The 16,649-nt window shown below is 72.1% G+C and carries 15 protein-coding genes; 10 read left to right on the top strand and 5 right to left on the bottom strand.

The genetic code is table 11. The features are described 5' to 3' along the window. Window positions 1–6: 6 nt before the first annotated feature. Window positions 7–1,128 (top strand): glycosyltransferase family 4 protein, encoded by a 1,122-nt coding sequence (locus HGAM_RS18915; protein ID WP_019145513.1) that lies wholly within the window; start codon window positions 7–9, stop codon window positions 1,126–1,128. Between the two features lie 108 nt (window positions 1,129–1,236). Here the strand turns inward: HGAM_RS18915 and HGAM_RS20385 are convergent, their stop codons facing one another. After that, on the bottom strand, window positions 1,237–1,383 hold the full coding sequence (locus HGAM_RS20385; RefSeq protein ID WP_019145512.1) for a hypothetical protein: 147 nt from the start codon (window positions 1,381–1,383) through the stop codon (window positions 1,237–1,239). A gap of 126 nt (window positions 1,384–1,509) precedes the next feature. On the opposite strand from HGAM_RS20385, the gene HGAM_RS10840 reads away from it, so the two are divergent. Genes HGAM_RS10840 through dprE2 form a run of 3 tightly spaced genes read left to right on the top strand, consistent with a single transcriptional unit; the run spans window position 1,510 to window position 4,506 of the window. After that, entirely contained in the window at window positions 1,510–2,391 is an 882-nt protein-coding gene (locus HGAM_RS10840; protein WP_038951753.1) for a decaprenyl-phosphate phosphoribosyltransferase, read from the top strand. After that, window positions 2,388–3,737, top strand: coding sequence for a decaprenylphosphoryl-beta-D-ribose oxidase (gene dprE1, locus HGAM_RS10835; RefSeq protein ID WP_019145510.1), 1,350 nt, complete (start codon window positions 2,388–2,390; stop codon window positions 3,735–3,737). The genes HGAM_RS10840 and dprE1 overlap by 4 nt, the downstream gene beginning before the upstream one ends. A 10-nt stretch (window positions 3,738–3,747) precedes the next feature. After that, window positions 3,748–4,506 carry a decaprenylphospho-beta-D-erythro-pentofuranosid-2-ulose 2-reductase gene (dprE2, locus tag HGAM_RS10830; protein WP_019145509.1) on the top strand — a complete coding sequence of 253 codons (759 nt, stop codon included), beginning with the start codon at window positions 3,748–3,750 and terminating at the stop codon, window positions 4,504–4,506. On the opposite strand, the gene HGAM_RS18910 is transcribed toward dprE2, so the two are convergent. Further along, the gene (locus HGAM_RS18910) at window positions 4,451–6,151 is read right to left on the bottom strand and encodes an MmpA family trehalose lipid delivery protein (protein ID WP_147543664.1); all 1,701 of its coding nucleotides are present in this window, start codon (window positions 6,149–6,151) and stop codon (window positions 4,451–4,453) included. The two genes, dprE2 and HGAM_RS18910, sit on opposite strands and share 56 nt — an antisense overlap. Window positions 6,152–6,204: 53 nt before the next feature. Here HGAM_RS18910 and HGAM_RS20640 point away from each other — a divergent pair, with 53 nt between their 5' ends. Further along, window positions 6,205–7,419 carry an MATE family efflux transporter gene (locus tag HGAM_RS20640; RefSeq protein WP_019145507.1) on the top strand — a complete coding sequence of 405 codons (1,215 nt, stop codon included), beginning with the start codon at window positions 6,205–6,207 and terminating at the stop codon, window positions 7,417–7,419. Next, window positions 7,416–7,967, top strand: a complete 552-nt coding sequence (locus tag HGAM_RS18900; RefSeq protein WP_049798317.1) for a GNAT family N-acetyltransferase — start codon at window positions 7,416–7,418, stop codon at window positions 7,965–7,967. Before HGAM_RS20640 ends, HGAM_RS18900 begins: the two co-directional genes overlap by 4 nt. Window positions 7,968–8,015: 48 nt before the next feature. Here HGAM_RS18900 and polA read toward each other — a convergent pair whose 3' ends face one another. Both polA and HGAM_RS10805 read right to left on the bottom strand, forming a co-directional pair. After that, window positions 8,016–10,679, bottom strand: a complete 2,664-nt coding sequence (gene polA / locus HGAM_RS10810) for a DNA polymerase I (protein ID WP_019145505.1) — start codon at window positions 10,677–10,679, stop codon at window positions 8,016–8,018. A gap of 33 nt (window positions 10,680–10,712) precedes the next feature. Further along, a complete protein-coding gene (locus HGAM_RS10805; RefSeq protein ID WP_245532122.1) occupies window positions 10,713–11,318 on the bottom strand; it encodes a GNAT family N-acetyltransferase in 606 nt (201 codons plus the stop codon). Between the two features lie 268 nt (window positions 11,319–11,586). Here HGAM_RS10805 and HGAM_RS10800 point away from each other — a divergent pair, with 268 nt between their 5' ends. From HGAM_RS10800 to HGAM_RS18890, 4 genes are read left to right on the top strand one after another with little or no spacing between them, the layout of a single operon-like run. Continuing rightward, the gene (locus HGAM_RS10800) at window positions 11,587–12,882 is read left to right on the top strand and encodes a branched-chain amino acid ABC transporter permease (protein WP_020691649.1); all 1,296 of its coding nucleotides are present in this window, start codon (window positions 11,587–11,589) and stop codon (window positions 12,880–12,882) included. A gap of 16 nt (window positions 12,883–12,898) precedes the next feature. After that, a complete protein-coding gene (locus tag HGAM_RS10795; protein ID WP_019145502.1) occupies window positions 12,899–13,897 on the top strand; it encodes a branched-chain amino acid ABC transporter permease in 999 nt (332 codons plus the stop codon). Next, on the top strand, window positions 13,887–14,780 hold the full coding sequence (locus tag HGAM_RS18895; protein WP_019145501.1) for an ABC transporter ATP-binding protein: 894 nt from the start codon (window positions 13,887–13,889) through the stop codon (window positions 14,778–14,780). Before HGAM_RS10795 ends, HGAM_RS18895 begins: the two co-directional genes overlap by 11 nt. Beyond that, on the top strand, window positions 14,780–15,523 hold the full coding sequence (locus HGAM_RS18890) for an ABC transporter ATP-binding protein (protein WP_019145500.1): 744 nt from the start codon (window positions 14,780–14,782) through the stop codon (window positions 15,521–15,523). Before HGAM_RS18895 ends, HGAM_RS18890 begins: the two co-directional genes overlap by 1 nt. Before the next feature lie 263 nt (window positions 15,524–15,786). Here HGAM_RS18890 and HGAM_RS10780 read toward each other — a convergent pair whose 3' ends face one another. Continuing rightward, window positions 15,787–16,611, bottom strand: a complete 825-nt coding sequence (locus HGAM_RS10780; protein WP_019145499.1) for an ABC transporter permease — start codon at window positions 16,609–16,611, stop codon at window positions 15,787–15,789. Window positions 16,612–16,649 lie beyond the last annotated feature (38 nt).

Here is a 16,649-nt window from a genome sequence, read left to right as displayed (position 1 = left end):
CGTGGCGTGATCTGTGCCACGACGCCCGCCTCGGAGGCCCCCGTGCACGTGCTGTTCGCCAACTGGCGCGACACCCGCAACCCCGAGGGCGGCGGCTCCGAGCGCTACGTCGAGGCGATGGCCCGCGGCCTGGTCCAGCGGGGCCACACGGTGACGATCGCCTGCGCCACGTACCCCGGCGCGGCCCGCGACGAGCTGGTCGACGGCGTCCGCTTCGTGCGCCGCGGCACCAAGCTCAGCATCTACGTGCGCGTCCTGGCCCGGCTGCTGCTCGGCCTGTACGGCCGGGTCGACCACGTCGTGGACGTCCAGAACGGCCTGCCCTTCTTCACCCGGCTCGCCACCCGCAAGCCGGTCACCGTGCTCGTGCACCACGTGCACCGCGAGCAGTGGCCGGTCGTCTACCCCGGGCTCACCGGACGCATCGGCTGGTTCATCGAGTCGCGCGTCGCTCCGCTCCTGTACCGCCGCTCGCAGTACGTGACGGTCTCCGAGGCGTCCCGCGACGAGCTGGTCGGCCTCGGGGTCGACCGCGAGCGGATCGCCGTCGTGCACAACGGCACCGAGCCCGCCCCCGCGGTCGCCGTCGTGCGCTCCCCCACGCCGCGGCTCTGCGTCGTCGGCCGGCTCGTGCCGCACAAGCAGGTCGAGCACGCGATCGACGTCGTCGACCGGCTCACCGCCGAGTTCCCCGACCTCGAGCTCGACGTCGTCGGTGACGGCTGGTGGCACGAGGAGCTCGCCACGTACGCCCGCGAGCGCGGTCTGTGCGACCGCGTCCACCTGCTCGGCTTCGTCGACGAGCGCACCAAGCACGAGGTCTACGCCCGCTCGTGGGCCATGCTGCTGCCCTCGCTGAAGGAGGGCTGGGGCATCGTCATCGGCGAGGCCGGCGTGCACGGCACCCCCACGCTCGCCTACCGCGAGGCCGGCGGACCGACGGAGTCCATCGACCACAAGGACTCCGGCGTGCTGGTCGACAGCGTCGACGAGCTGGCCGCCGAGACGGCCGCGGTGCTGCGCGACGAGTCGTGGCGCGCGTTCCTGGGCGCCGGCGCCCACCGCAAGGCCGAGCGCTACTCCTGGACGGCGGCCCAGGCCGGGTTCGCCGCCGTGCTCGGTCTCTGACGCGTCCGCGCCGCCTGCACCACCCGGCTCGACCGTCCCCGGACGCACGAAGGGCCCGGAACCAGGTGGTTCCGGGCCCTTCGTCGCCGCGCCAGGCGCGAAGCTCTGCTAGTTCGAGCCGTAGTTCACGGAGCTCGTCGAGCTGATGGGCTCTTCGCCCGCCGACTGCTGGGACTGCACGATGCCGACAGCCGTCGCGGTGGCAAGCGCACCGCCACCGAGCAGACAGCCGATGGTGATCAGGATTCCATTCACGTCTTTGTCCCTCCTCAAGAACTACGCAAGAGTAACAGTAGCGCACGTCACATGACGTGTCCCCGAATACGAAAGTTCCCCGACGTGTCACGAGCCCCCGGACCAGCCCGTAGTGTGGCCCCCATCATGCGTACCGAGGTCAGGTCCGGAGAGCTGAGCGGCCTCCTCGTCACCGCCCGCCCGCGCCAGTGGTCCAAGAACGCCCTGGTGCTCGTGGCCCCCTTGTCGGCCGGCGTGCTGCTGGAGTCCGACGTCATCGTCTCCGTCGTCGCCGCGTTCGTCGCCTTCGTCATGGCGTCGGCGTCCATCTACCTGGTGAACGACACCCTCGACCGCGAGGCCGACCGGCTGCACCCGGTGAAGCGGCACCGACCGGTCGCCGCCGGCCGCGTCCGCCCGCAGGTCGCGCTGTCCACCGGCGTCGTCCTGGCCCTCGCCGCTCTCGTGCTCGCCGCGCTGGTCGACCCCGACCTGCTGGCCACCGTGGCCGTCTACCTCGTGCTGCAGCTGGCCTACGCGTTCTGGCTCAAGCACGTCGCGGTGCTCGACATCGCCATCGTCTCGTCGGGCTTCCTGCTGCGCGCCATCGCCGGCGGCGTCGCCGCGGACGTGCCGCTGTCGCAGTGGTTCCTGCTGGTCGCGGCGTTCGGCTCGCTGTTCATGGTGGCCGGCAAGCGCTACTCCGAGCTGATGACCGTCGGCGCCGCCGGCGGCACCCGGCGCTCGCTCAACGACTACTCCGACTCCTACCTGCGCTTCGTCTGGAGCCTGGCCGCGGCGGTCGCCGTGACCGCGTACAGCCTGTGGGCGTTCGAGCTGGTGCCCACCGGCCACGTGAACTGGCAGGCCATCTCCATCGCCCCGTTCGTGGTCGGCATCCTGCGCTACGCGGTCGACGTCGACCGCGGCCTGGCCGGTGAGCCTGAGGACGCGGTCGCCCGCGACCGCGTGCTGCAGGTGGTCGGCGTCGTCTGGGTCGTCGTCTTCGCCCTGGGGGTCTACGGATGAGCCGCGAGACGCTGCACGGCTGGGGCCGCACCAGCCCGACGCCCGCCGAGGTGCACCGCCCGGCCGGCCTGGACGACCTGCGCGCGTCCGTCACCGCGACCGGCGGGCGCGGCGTGCTCGTGCGCGGCCTGGGCCGCAGCTACGGCGACGCCGCGCAGAACGCCGGTGGCGACGTGCTCGACCTCACCGGCTGGACGCGCATCCTCGACCTCGACGTCGCCACGGCGACGGTCACCGTCGAGTCCGGCGCCAGCCTCGACGCCCTCATGCGCGCGGTGCTGCCCTTCGGCCTGTGGCTGCCGGTCATCCCCGGCACCCGCCAGGTCACCGTCGGCGGCGCGATCGCCGCGGACGTGCACGGCAAGAACCACCACGTGCGCGGCAGCTTCGGCGACCACGTGCTGAGCATGGACGTGCTGCTGGCCTCCGGCGACGTCGTCACGGCCGCGCCCGAGGGCCCCGAGGCCGAGCTGTTCTGGGCGACCGTCGGCGGCATGGGCCTCACCGGCGTCGTGCTGCGTGCGACCGTCGCCCTCAAGCGGGTCGAGTCGTCGTTCTTCCTGGTCGACACCGACCGCGTCCCGAACCTCGACGGGCTACTTGTGTCGCTCTCGGAGGGCGACAGCCGCTACGAGTACTCGGTCGCCTGGTTCGACACCGCCACGACCGGGGCGTCCATGGGGCGGGCGGTCGTCACCCGCGGCGACCAGGCCCCGCGGGCTGCGCTGCCCGAGAGCGACCGCGCCGACGCGTTGCGCATGTCCGACCGCACCCTGGCCGCCGTCCCGTTCTCGTTCCCCCACGGCGTCGTGAACCGCTTCACCGCCCGGGCCTTCAACGCGCTCTGGTACGCCAAGGCGCCGCGCCACCGGCACGGCGAGCTGCAGAACCTGACCCAGTTCTTCCACCCGCTCGACGTGGTCGCCGACTGGAACCGCGTCTACGGCTCGGCCGGCTTCTGCCAGTACCAGTTCGTCGTCCCGTTCGGCGAGGAGGCGGCGTTCCGCACCGCGGTGGAGATGATCGCCGAGTCCGACCACGTCTCCTCGCTCAACGTGCTCAAGCGCTTCGGGGCCGGCAACCGCGGCCTGCTCTCCTTCCCCACCGAGGGGTGGACGCTCGCGGTCGACCTGCCCGTGCGGCCCGGCCTCGACGCCCTGCTGCGTGCCCTGGACGCGGTCGTCCTGGACGCCGGCGGGCGGCTGTACCTGGCCAAGGACTCCCGCGCCGACGCCGCGACGATCGCCCGCATGTACCCACGGCTGGACGCCTTCGCGGCCGTCCGCGACCGGGTCGACCCGGACCGCCGGTTCCGCTCGGACCTGGCCCGACGACTCGCCCTCTGACAGGAGAACCATGATCGACGCCCTCGGCCGTCCCCAGTCCCTGCTGCTCCTGGGCGGCACCTCCGACATCGCGCTCGCCACGGCCGAGGCCTACGCCGCGGCCGGCCCGGGCCTGCGCGTGGCGCTCGCGGCCCGCCCGTCGGCCGACCGCGACGCCGCCGTCGCGCGGCTCGAGGCGGCCGGCTGCACCGTGCGCGCGCTCGACTTCGACGCCCGCGACACCGCCTCGCACGCGTCGGTCGTCGACGCCGCCGCGCAGGACGGCGACGTCGACGTCGCGGTCGTGGCGTTCGGTCTGCTCGGCGACCAGGAGGAGGCCTGGACCGACCTCGAGGCCGCCCGTGCGCTCGCCGAGGTCAACTACGTCGGCGCCGTCACGGTCGGTGTCGCCCTCGGCGACCTGGTGCGCCGCCAGGGCCACGGCGTCGTCGTCGCGCTGTCGAGCGTCGCCGGCGAGCGTCCGCGCCGCTCGAACTTCGTCTACGGCTCGACCAAGGCCGGCATGGACGCGTTCTACACCGGGCTCGGCGACGCCCTGCGGCCGCTCGGCGGACGTGTCGTCGTCGTCCGTCCGGGCTTCGTGCGCTCGAAGATGACCGAGGGCCTGGACGCCGCCCCGCTGGCGACCACGCCCGAGGCGGTCGCCGAGGCGATCGTCAAGGCGGTCTCCGGCGGCACCGAGCAGGTGTGGGTGCCCGGCGCCATGCGCGGCGTCATGAGCGGGCTGCGTCACCTGCCGCGCGCGGTGTTCCGCCGCCTGCCCGTCTGAGCGCGGGGCCGGCGAGCGCCAGCACGAGACCCACGAGCGCGGTCACCCACGCCAGCGGCACCAGCACCCGCCAGCTCGAGGGGACGCCTGGCCGCGCTGCCCCGTCGACGGCGTAGACCTTCACGTCTCCCCCGCCGAGCCGGCGCAGCGACGCGAGCTGCTCGAACGGCAGGTCGGCGGCGCCGGGCGCGGAGCCGTCGACCACGACGACGCCGATGCCGAGCTCGGCCAGGTCCTTCGCCGTCCAGTCGCCGTCGAGCACCTCGCCGACCTCGGCCGCCCGCGGGTCCTCACCGGCGATGCGGCGGCCGGAGACGTAGAGGTCGTCGGACACCACCGTGTCGCGGTCCAGGAAGCGTCCGAGCGGGTCGAGCACCGGCCGGTCGTGGTTCCACGACGGCTGCCGATACGACGAGAAGGGCAGCACGAGGACGTCGCCCTCGGTGCCGGACTGCGTGACCCGGTCGCGCGCCTCGGCCCAGTCCTGCGGGTAGTGCGCCACCTCCAGCTGGCCGCCGACGCCCCAGGCGAGGTCGGGCAGCGCGGCGACCGGGACGAGCACGAGACCGGCCGTCGCCAGCCGGCGCGCCCCGACCGTCCGGCAGCGCTCGACGAGCCAGGCCGCGCCGTGGCCGGCGGCGACCACCTGCACGGGCGCGAGGAGGAGCAGCCAGCGCGTGCCGTCGCGCAGCAGGCCGGCGCCGGGCACCTGCGCCACGACCCAGCCCAGCGCGTCCGGCGCCACCGAGCCGGCGAGCGCGACCACCACGCCCACGACGCCGAGACCGAGCAGCGGCAGCAGGGCGTCCCCACCACGGCGGTGCCACGCCCACAGGCCCACCAGCACCAGCAGCCACAGCGCGACGACCAGGACGGCCGACGAGAACAGCGTCCGCGACACCGGCACGACCTCGGTGTTCCAGATGCCGCCGAGCGACAGCACCGCGCCGAGCCGGCCGAGGCCGAGCTCGGGCTGGGCGTCGAACAGGCGGACCGACAACGGGTCGACGACGGCGTCCGAACCGCGCAGCAGCCCGGTGACGAGCCACGGGGCGTTGAGCGCGAGGCCGAGGGCCAGCCACCGGACGCGTCCGGCCACGCCGCGGGCACAGGCGACGACGACCAGCAGGCCCATGACGCCCGTCGCCGGCGAGATCGCGGTCGCAGCCAGGCCCAGCACGGCGGGCACCCGGCGTGCCCCGAGCAGCCCGGCGAGCAGCCAGAACGTGCCGGCGTAGGCGACGAGCACGGGCCAGGAGCCCAGCGCGAGACGCTCGGCGACGAACGGGTTCCAGACCGCCAGCGTCACGGCGACGAGGCGGCCCGGGAGCGGCAGCACGCGGCAGAGCCGGGACGCGCCGGTGCCGGCCGCCACGAGCGCCCCCAGCAGCATGAGCCGCTGGACGACCCCCTGGGGCAGGACCGTCCCGGCGAGGGCCACGAGCGCGTCCGACGGCACCGCGCGCGGCAGCGCCGAGCCGAGTCCCCACACGTCCCGTCGGCCCAGCTCGAGCTGGGGCACCCAGACCATGTCGTAGGACAGCACGTACCCCGGGCGCAGCAGGGGTGCGAGGACGAGCAGGGACAGCACGACCGCGGCCACGTCGGGCCAGCGATCGGCCGGCAGCCGTCGCACGTCTCGCATCTGTCCTCCCAGGGCCTGCCACGGACGGTGACCGGCGTGGCTATTGTGCAGGGGTGACGAGACCGGCCGAGCGCCAGACCACCGTGTCCGGCGGCGCCCTCGTCGCCATGGGCATGGTCGTGATGAACGTGCTGCTGTACGGGCTCACCGTCCTGGCCGCCCGGATGCTGCTCCCCCGCGAGTTCGGCGCGCTCACCGCGCTGCTCGGCATCGTGCTCGTCGGCAGCGTCGCGTCGCTGGGCCTGCAGGCCACCGCCGCGCGACAGCTCGCCGTGGCCCCCGAGCGCCGCGACCAGGTCGTGGCCGCCGTCGCCCGCGTGACCCTGCTGGTCGGTGTGAGCGTCGCTGCGCTGGTCGCGGCGTCGTCCCTCGTGCTGACCCCGCTGCTGCGTCTGGACGACCACCGGCTCGTCGTGGTCTGCGGGCTCATCATGGTGCCGCTGGCGTTCATGGGCGCCGAGATGGGCATCGCCCAGGGCACCCGATCGTGGCACACCCTGACCGCGATCTACCTGGCCAACGGCTTCGGGCGGATCCTCGGCGGTGGGCTCGGCCTGCTGATCTCCCCCACCCCGCTCGGCGCGATCTGCGGCATCCTGCTCGGCCAGGTCGTGCCCGCCGTCGTCGGACTTCCGCTGCTGCGCGCCCACGGGCGCGGCGGCTGGGTGTCCCGCCGCATCCTGCTGCGCGAGGCGATCCTCGGCACCCAGGCGCTGGCCGCGTACTTCGCGCTGAGCAACCTGGACTCGCTCATCGCCCGCAACCGGTTCGACGAGCACGAGGCCGGCCTCTACGCGTCCGGCCTGATCCTGGCCAAGGCGGCGGTGTTCTTCCCGCAGTTCGTGAGCGTCGTGGTGTTCGCCGACCTGGCCGAGGGTGGCGGCGCCCGCGCCCGGCTGCGGGCCGTCGGGATGGTCGCCGGCCTCGGCACGCTGGCCACCGCCGGCACCGCGCTGCTGCCCGGTTTGGCGCTGATCCTCGTCGGCGGCGACCAGTACGCCGAGATCCAGGACCAGCTGTGGCTGTTCGCCCTCGCCGGCTCGGTGCTCGCCGTCGTGCACCTGCTGCTGTTCGACGCCCTGGCCCGCCACGCCCACGGCGTCACCGTCATGGTGTGGGCCGCCGTGGTCGTGCTCGTCGTCGGCGCGTACGCCCTCGACGTCCACCTGACCGGTCTGGTGACCCTCGTGACGGCGACCGCCGCCGTGCTGGCCGTCGCGCTGTGGGGCGCGTCCCGCGCGCACGACCGCAGCGTGGCCGCTCGGTGACGACGACCGACCGGCTCGCCCTCGCCCCGGTGGCCGCCGGTGACGTCGACACCGTGCACGCCGTCTTCGCAGACCCGGCCACCTGGACGCACCTGCCGTCGGGCCGGCACACGCACCCCGACCAGACCGCGCAGATGATCGACCACGCCGCCGCCGGCTGGCGGGTGCACGGGCTGGACTCCTGGACGGTGCGGATCGCCGTGCCGGTCGGCGACGTGCCCGCCGGCACCGTGGTCGGCATCGGCGGCGTCTCGCCGCGCGACCCGTTCCACTGGAACCTCGGCTACCGGCTGAGCCCCGCGGTGTGGGGACACGGCCTGGCCACCGAGCTGGCCGGGGCGGCGGTGCAGGCGGCCCACGAGCACGACGCCGACCGCCCGGTCGTGGCGCGGGCGCTCACGACCAACCCGGCGTCCATCGCCGTGGCCCGGCGGGTCGGCCTGCGCGAGGTGCTGCGCGGCGAGCGCCCGGACGGGCTGGTGCGGGTCGCGCTGGCCGACCGCGAGCTCGACGAGGCGACGCTGACCGGCGTCGCCGCCCTGGGCTGACCGACCCGGACTCGCCACCCGACGGCGCGGGCGGCCCGGACGATCGAGCTAGTGGCCGGCCTCGTGCCAGGTGCGGCCGATGCCCACCGACACGTCGAGCGGCACCGACAGGTCGGCCGCGGACGCCATCTGCGCGCGCACGAGCGCCTCGACCTGCTCCAGCTCGCCGGCCGCGACCTCGAGCACCAGCTCGTCGTGCACCTGCAGCAGCATGCGCGAGCGCAGGCCGCCCTCGCGCAGCGCCGAGGCCACACCGAGCATCGCGACCTTGATGATGTCGGCCGCCGAGCCCTGGATGGGTGCGTTCAGCGCCATGCGCTCGGCCATCTCGCGGCGCTGACGGTTGTCGCTCATGAGGTCGGGCAGGTAGCGGCGCCGGCCCAGGATGGTGGCGGTGAAGCCGGTCGTGCGCGCCTCGTCGACCAGGCCGCGCAGGTAGTCGCGGACGCCACCGAAGGTCTCGAAGTAGTCGTCCATGAGCGCCTGCGCCTCGCCCGTGGTGATGCCGAGCTGCTGGCTGAGCCCGTACGAGGACAGGCCGTACGCCAGACCGTAGTTCATCGCCTTGATGCGCGCGCGCAGCCCGCCGTCGATGGCCTCGGGGTCGCGCTCGAACACCTTCGCGGCCATGACGGTGTGGAAGTCCTGGCCGGAGTTGAACGCCGAGATGAGCCCGGCGTCCTCGGACAGGTGCGCCATGATGCGCATCTCGATCTGGCTGTAGTCGGCGGTCAGCAGCGTCTCGTAGCCGTCGCCGACGCAGAACGCCTCGCGGATGCGCCGGCCCGACTCGGTGCGGACGGGGATGTTCTGCAGGTTCGGGTCGGCCGAGCTGAGCCGGCCCGTGGCCGCGATGGTCTGGTAGTAGGTCGTGTGGATGCGGCCGTCGTCGGCGACGGTCTTCTGCAGGCCCTCGACGGTCTGGCGCAGCCGGGTGACGTCGCGGTGGTCGAGCAGGTGGGCCAGGAACGGGTGCTCGGTCTTGACGAACAGCGACTGCAGCGCGTCGGCGTCGGTCGTGTAGCCGGTCTTGGTCTTCTTGGTCTTGGGCATGCCGAGCTCCTCGAAGAGCACGACCTGCAGCTGCTTGGGCGAGCCGAGGTTCACCTCGCGGCCGATGACGTCGTACGCCTCCTGGGCCGCGACCTGCATGCGCTCGCTGAACTCGGCGTGCAGCGCGGCCAGGTGGTCGGAGTCGACCGCGATGCCGTCGCGCTCCATGACCGCCAGCACGTCGAGCAGCGGCAGCTCGACGTCGCGCAGCAGCGACAGCGAGCCCTCCGCCTCGAGCTCGGGCTGGAGCGCGCCCCACAGGTCGAGCGTCGCGCGGGCCCGCTGCACGGCGCCGTCGGCCCCGACGGTGTCGTCGTCGAAGGTCAGCTGGCCCGACGCGTCGGCGACGGTGAGCTCGCGGTGCAGGTAGCGGACCGCGAGGTCGGCCAGGTCGTACGCGCGCTGGTCGGGACGCACGAGGTAGGTGGCCAGCGCGGTGTCGGCGACCAGCCCGCGCAGGGTCCAGCCCTGGGCGGCCAGCGCGTGCACCTGGCCCTTCGCGTCGTGCAGCACCTTGGGGCGGGCCGGGTCGGCCAGCCACGCGGCCAGGGCGGCGTCGTCGTCGGCGCTCAGGGCCTCGACGTCGAGCCAGGCGGCCGCGCCGGCGGCGGTGGCGATCGCGAGGCTCTCGGCGCGGGCGGCCACCGGACGCGTCACGCCCGCGACCTCGACCCCGACCGGGTCGGTGCCGACGTGCGCGTCGAGCCAGGCCCGCAGGCCGTCGTGCGGGACGAGCGTCAGGTCGAGGTCGAGCGCCGTGCCGGCCTCGACCTCCTCGTCGGCGGCGCCGAGGTAGCTGAACAGCCGCTCGCGCAGCACGGCGAACTCGAGCGCGTCGAACACCCGGTGGATGGCCTCGCGGTCCCAGGCGGTGCTGAACGCCAGGTCGGCCGGGCCGAGCGGCAGGTCGAGGTCGCGCACCAGCGCGTTGATGCGCCGGTTGCGCAGCACGTCGTCGAGGTGGTCGCGCAGCGACTGGCCGGCCTTGCCCGGCACCTTGTCGACGTCGGCCACGAGCGCCTCGAGCGTGCCGTACTGGTTGATCCACTTGGCCGCGGTCTTGGGGCCGACGCCGGGGACGCCCGGCAGGTTGTCGCTCGTCTCGCCGACCAGGGCGGCGATCTCGGGGTAGTGCTCGGGCGTGACGCCGTACTTGTCGAGCACCGCATCGGGCGTCATGCGCGCCAGGTCGGAGACGCCCTTGCGCGGGTAGAGGACGGTCGTGGTCGGCGTGACCAGCTGCAGCGCGTCGCGGTCGCCGGTGCAGATGAGCACCTCCATGCCCTGCGCCTGCGCCTGGGTGGCCAGCGTGCCGATGATGTCGTCGGCCTCGAAGCCGTCCTTCTCGAACATCGGGATGCCCAGGGCCTCGAGCACCTCCTTGATCAAGGTGACCTGGCCCTTGAACTCGTCGGGGCTCTTGGAGCGGTTCGCCTTGTACTCGGCGTACTCGGTGGCGCGGAACGTCTGGCGCGAGACGTCGAATGCGACCGCGACGTGGGTCGGCTGCTCGTCGCGCAGGACGTTGATCAGCATCGAGGTGAAGCCGAACACGGCGTTCGTGTGCTGGCCGGTGCTGGTGGAGAAGTTCTCGACCGGGAGGGCGAAGAAGGCGCGGTAGGCGACCGAGTGTCCGTCGATGAGCAGCAGGCGAGTCACGGCCCCGACCCTACCGGCCGCGGCCGACAGCCCTCACTCGGCGAAGCGGTGCGCCTCGCGCTCGCGGCGGCGCAGCGTGCGGCGCATCGCGATGAGGCGTCCGGTGTCGCGCGAGGCGCCCGTGCGGGTGCTCAGGCGCGACTGCAGCACGCTGGTCTGGATGGCCCGGACGGTCGCCACCTGGGCGAAGCCGAGCTTGGTCAGGTAGCGGTTGGGCTCGCGGGCGTGGGCGGGCGTCACGGCGATGACCACCTCGCACGCGTGCTCCTCGCCGGCGTGCTCGGCGGCCGACAGCAGCGTCATCGCGACGGAGCGGCGGCGGAAGCGCGGCGACACGAGCAGCTCGTGGACCGTGAGCGTCCGGGTGAGGTTCAGCGGCGTGATCGTGCCGATCTGGAACATGAGGACGCCCACGAGCTCGTCGTCGACGATGGCCACGATCATGTGCCGGCCCTCGCGGGCCAGGGTCATGCCCAGGGCCTCCTCGGCCTCTTCCAGCGACGGCTCGCGCCACAGGTTGGAGTAGGCCGCGGCCTCGATGCCCTCGGAGCGGTTCGCGGACGCGCACTCCGACCACAGCGCCACGAGGTCGGCGGCGTCGGCGAGGGTCGCCTCACGCAGGGTGACGCCGGGACGCATCGGCACGGGGAGGACCTCCTGGGGGTACCGCGGGGGACGGAACGCCTCCGCGGAGGCTGGCACAGCATACCCGTCGGGGTGCCCGCGGAGACCGGCCCGGGCGGGCCCCCGCCGCTCCCCCGCGGGCCGGACGCGGCTTAGTCGAACTGCAACCAAGTTGTTACACGGGATGTGACGTAACCGGGGGTGCGGCGACCTGCGGCGCGTCTATGCTCCCAGGGACCATTCAGCGGCACGACCTGCTGCCTGAACGAACTAGGAGCCACGCGTGCGACTGCGACCCGCAGCTGTCCTCGCGGTTGTCCTGGGAGCCCTGGTCGTCGTCGGACTCGCCGCACCCGCAGGGGCTGCATCCGACGCGATCAACATCAAGGGCACTCTCAGCGACACCCGTACCGATCCCCCCGAGCCCGTCCCCGACGTGAAGATCAGCGTCGAGATCGACGGGGCCGAGGTCGCCACCGGCGTCAGCGGACCCGACGGAACCTTCGCGATCCCGGTGCCGGGCTCGCCGGACGACCTCCTCGGCCAGGACCTCACCGTCAAGCTCGACACCGAGTCCCTCCCCGAGGGCACGAGCCTGACCGACGGCAAGAAGACGTCCTTCACCGTCATGGTGAAGACGAACGCCGACATCACCGTCAACTACGGCATCGGCCCGGAGGCCGACCAGGGCCCCGGCCTGCTGCAGGAGATCGTGCAGAACAGCATCAACGGCGTCTTCCTGGGCCTGCTCCTGGCGCTCGCCGCGCTCGGCATCTCGCTGGTCTTCGGCACCACCGGCCTGACCAACTTCGCCCACGGCGAGCTGATCACGTTCGGTGCGCTCGCCGCGTACCTGCTGCAGGACGCCTTCGGCTGGAACTTCTACCTGGCCGCCGCCCTCGCGGTGGTGCTGGCCGGCGTGTTCGGCCTGGCCAACGACCGGCTGCTCTGGAAGCCGCTGCGCGGCCGCGGCACCGGCCTCATCGCGATGATGATCGTCAGCATCGGCCTGGGCATCTTCCTGCGGAACGTGTACCAGTACTTCTTCGGCGCCGACAACCACCAGTACCGCGGGGTGCCCTCGGGCAAGCTGTGGGACCTGGGCGGCGTGGGCGTCTCGCCCAAGTCGTTCTACATCGCCGTCATCTGCGTGGTCGTGCTCGTCCTGGTCTCGCTGGCCGTGACCCGCACCCGCCTGGGCAAGGCGACCCGCGCCGTCTCGGACAACCCGGCGCTCGCCGCCTCGTCCGGCATCGACGTCAACCGGGTCATCACGACCGTCTGGATCGCCGGCGCCGCGCTGGCCGGCATGGGCGGCATCATGTGGGGCCTGCAGAACGGCTTCGACTACCAGGTGGGCAACAAGATCCTGCTGCTCACGTTCGCCGCGGTCACCCTCGGCGGCCTGGGCACGATCTGGGGCACCATGGCCGGCGCCCTCATCGTGGGGCTCCTGGTCGAGCTGTCCTCGATCGTCCTGCCGCCCGAGCTCAAGTACGTGACCGCGCTCGTCGTCCTCATCCTGATCCTGCTCGTGCGGCCCCAGGGCCTGCTGGGCCGGGCTGAGCGCGTCGGCTGAGGAAAGGAGAACACTGATGAGCTGGTTCGAAGTCCTCACCAACGCGATCGAGCAGGCCGTGGGCCCGCAGGCGGTCGTGTACTGCCTGGCCGCGATCGGCCTGAACATCCACTTCGGCTACACCGGTCTGCTGAACTTCGGTCAGGCCGCCTTCATGATGGTCGGCGGCTACGCCGTCGGCGCCCTCGTCCAGACCTGGGGCCAGAACCTCTGGCTGAGCATCCTGGTCGGCCTGCTGGCCGCCGTCGTGCTCGCCCTGATCCTGGGCGTCCCGACGCTACGACTGCGAGCGGACTACCTGGCGATCGCCACGATCGCCGCCGCCGAGGCGCTGCGCCAGATCCTGGGTGCCGCCAGCCTGAACGACCAGTTCGGCGGCCAGGACGGACGCTTCGGCTTCACCGAGGCGCTGCGCGACATCAACCCCATCCCCGAGGGAGGCGTCGACCTGGGCATCATCCAGTTCCGGTCGTACGACTTCTTCATCATGCTGATCGGCTGGGTGCTGGTCGCCCTGCTGTGCGTGTTCATCTACCTGCTGATGCGCAGCCCGTGGGGCCGCGTGCTCAAGGGCATCCGCGAGGACGAGGACGCCGTGCGCAGCCTCGGCAAGAACGTCTACTCGTACAAGATGCAGGCGCTCGTGCTCGGCGGCGTCATCGGTGCGATGGCCGGCATCATGAGCGGCCTGGCCACCAGCAACGTGGCCCCGTCCGACTTCGCGACCGACACGACGTTCTTCGCCTACACCGTGCTCCTCATCGGTGGTGCGGCGCGCGTGCTCGGCCCGGTCCTCGGTGCGCTGATCTTCTGGTTCTTCCTCAACGGCCTGGACCTGTTCTTCGGCAAGGCCACGAGCGGGCAGGACCCCTTGATCCCGTCGGCAATCATGGACAGCAACCAGGCGAGCCTCATGCGCCTGATCGTGCTGGGCCTGGTCCTGATGCTGATCATGATCTACCGGCCGCAAGGCATCCTCGGAGACAGGCGGGAGCTGGCGATCGATGGGCGCTGACACCATGGACGAGAAGCACGAGACGACCCACGAGGGCGGCGACGTCATCCTGGTCGCCGACGGCGTGACCCGGACGTTCGGCGGCCTCAAGGCCGTCGACGTGGACCACTTCGAGATCCCGCGGGGCAAGATCACCGCGCTCATCGGTCCCAACGGCGCCGGCAAGACGACGTTCTTCAACCTGCTCACGGGCTTCGACAAGCCCGACGAGGGCAGCTGGACGTTCAACGGCCAGAGCCTGTCCGGCGTGCCGCCCTACAAGGTGGCCCGCCGCGGCATGGTCCGCACGTTCCAGCTCACCAAGGTGCTCTCGCGCCTCACGGTGATCGAGAACATGCGCCTGGGCGCCACCGGGCAGAAGGGCGAGCGGTTCCTGCCGAGCGTCCTGCGCTTCCTGTGGCAGGGCCAGGAGGACGCCAACACCGAGCGCGCGATGGACCTGCTGCGCCGGTTCAAGCTCGACGCCAAGAAGGACGACTTCGCCGGCTCGCTCTCGGGCGGCCAGCGCAAGCTGCTGGAGATGGCGCGCGCGCTCATGGTCGACCCCGAGCTGATCATGCTCGACGAGCCGATGGCCGGCGTGAACCCGGCGCTGAAGCAGTCGCTGCTGGGCCACGTGAAGTCGCTGCGCGACGAGGGCCGCACGGTCCTGTTCGTCGAGCACGACATGGACATGGTCCGCGACATCAGCGACTGGGTCGTCGTCATGGCGCAGGGCAAGATCGTCTCCCAGGGCACGCCGGACGCCGTCATGAGCGATCCTGCTGTCATCGACGCCTACCTGGGCGCGCACCACGACGCCGAGCTGACCTTCGACATGGAGGCGCAGATCGAGGCGGAGGCCGAGCAGGAGATCGCGGCCGAGACCGAGGAGAAGCACTGATGGTCGACTTCACCAACCCCGAGGGCGCGGTCCTGCGGGCCGACGACCTGGTCGCCGGCTACCTGCCCGGCGTCAACATCCTCAACGGTGCGAGCCTGCACTGCCACGAGGGCGAGCTGATCGGCATCATCGGGCCGAACGGCGCGGGCAAGTCGACGTTCCTGAAGTCGCTGTTCGGCCTCGTGCAGGTGCGCGAGGGCGACGTGACGCTCAAGGGCGAGAGCATCGTCGGCAAGCGCGCCGACCAGCTCGTGTCCGCGGGCATCGGGTTCGTCCCGCAGACGAACAACGTCTTCCCGTCGCTGACCGTGGGCGAGAACCTCGAGATGGGGATGTACCTGGCTCCCAAGAAGTTCAAGGAGCGGTTCGGGTACGTCACCGACATCTTCCCGCGGCTGCTGGAGCGCAAGGACCAGCGGGCCGGCTCGCTCTCCGGTGGCGAGCGCCAGATGGTCGCCATGGGCCGCGCGCTCATGATGGACCCGTCGGTGCTGCTGCTGGACGAGCCGTCCGCCGGCCTGTCCCCCGCGCTGCAGGACGAGGTGTTCCTGCAGACCAAGAAGATCAACGCCGCCGGCGTCTCGGTCGTCATGGTGGAGCAGAACGCCCGCCGCTGCCTGCAGATCTGCGACCGCGGCTACGTGCTGGACCAGGGCAAGGACGCCCACACGGCGTCCGGCCGCGCGCTGCTCAACGACCCCAAGGTCATCGAGCTGTACCTGGGCACGCTGGCCAAGGCCTGACCCGCCCGACGAAGGCCCCCGCACCCACTCGGGTGCGGGGGCCTTCTGCCGTCCGGACACCCCTCCCCCACCTGCTGGGCGCACCGTCCCGCTGGGTGTGACGTTCCGGGGCTCCGGGGCCCGTCAGGAGCCCCGGAACGTCACACTCAGCGGGCGGACGGGACCCACAGGACGTGGTGACCTGCTCCGGTGAGGCGCAAACGCACGAGCAAAGGGCCCCGGACGAGGTCACGTCCGGGGCCCTTCGTGTGCCGCTGGTCGGGCTAGGCGGCCTTGGCCGTGGCCCGGCGACGCTGGTTCCAGCCGCCGACGAGCACGAGCGTGAGCGCGATGACGAACATCGCGGTGCCGATGACGTTGACCTGCATCGGGACGCCGCGCTGGGCGGCACCCCACACGAACATCGGGAACGTGACCGTCTGCCCGGCGTTCAGGTTGCTGATGATGAAGTCGTCGAACGACAGCGAGAAGCTCAGCAGCGCCGCGGCCAGGATGCCGGGGAACACCAGCGGGAAGGTGACCCGCCAGAACGTCTGCGCCTCCGTGGCGTACAGGTCCATGGCCGCCTGCTCCAGGTTGTCGTCCAGCCCGGACAGCCGGGCCTTGACCGTGATGATCACGAACGACAGGCAGAACATGACGTGGGCGACGAAGATCGTCCAGAACCCGAGCTGCCCGCCGAGCCCGCCGGCCACGAACAGCGCCAGCAGCGACGAGCCCATGACGATCTCCGGCGAGGCCATCGGCAGGAAGATCAGCATGTTCGCCGACGACCGGCCGCGGAACGTGTGCCGGGCCAGCGCGAACGCGGCCAGCGTGCCCAGGATCGTCGCGACGAGCGTCGCCAGCAGGCCGATCTGGATGCTGGTCGACACCGCGTCGCACAGCCCCTCGGGCTTGCACGGGTTCGCCCAGTTGGAGACCGTGAACTCCTGGAACTTGTAGACGTTCCGCGAGCCGCTGGAGTCGTTGAAGCTCATCAGGGCCACGATCGCGATCGGCACCACCAGGTACACGATCACCAGGACGCCGAGGGCCAGCACCACGTGGTCGCCGATCCACCGGCCGACGCGCTGCAGCGGGCTCATGGGCGCACCTCCGTGGGAAGAGCACGGTACGGACGTCC

The sequence above is a fragment of the Aeromicrobium massiliense JC14 genome (assembly GCF_000312105.1).
GTDB classification, from domain to species: domain Bacteria; phylum Actinomycetota; class Actinomycetes; order Propionibacteriales; family Nocardioidaceae; genus Aeromicrobium; species Aeromicrobium massiliense.
Note: the sequence above shows the minus strand (reverse complement) of the source record. Positions and strands in the feature narration are given on the sequence as shown.

Coding starts and splice junctions, on each gene's coding strand:
- HGAM_RS18895 (WP_019145501.1), top strand. CDS start 13,887: ATGGGCGCTGACACCATGGACGAGAAGCACGAGACGACCCACGAGGGC.
- HGAM_RS18890 (WP_019145500.1), top strand. CDS start 14,780: ATGGTCGACTTCACCAACCCCGAGGGCGCGGTCCTGCGGGCCGACGAC.
- HGAM_RS10840 (WP_038951753.1), top strand. CDS start 1,510: ATGCGTACCGAGGTCAGGTCCGGAGAGCTGAGCGGCCTCCTCGTCACC.
- dprE2 (WP_019145509.1), top strand. CDS start 3,748: ATGATCGACGCCCTCGGCCGTCCCCAGTCCCTGCTGCTCCTGGGCGGC.
- HGAM_RS10805 (WP_245532122.1), bottom strand. CDS start 11,318: ATGCGTCCCGGCGTCACCCTGCGTGAGGCGACCCTCGCCGACGCCGCC.
- HGAM_RS10795 (WP_019145502.1), top strand. CDS start 12,899: ATGAGCTGGTTCGAAGTCCTCACCAACGCGATCGAGCAGGCCGTGGGC.
- dprE1 (WP_019145510.1), top strand. CDS start 2,388: ATGAGCCGCGAGACGCTGCACGGCTGGGGCCGCACCAGCCCGACGCCC.
- HGAM_RS18910 (WP_147543664.1), bottom strand. CDS start 6,151: ATGCGAGACGTGCGACGGCTGCCGGCCGATCGCTGGCCCGACGTGGCC.
- HGAM_RS10780 (WP_019145499.1), bottom strand. CDS start 16,611: ATGAGCCCGCTGCAGCGCGTCGGCCGGTGGATCGGCGACCACGTGGTG.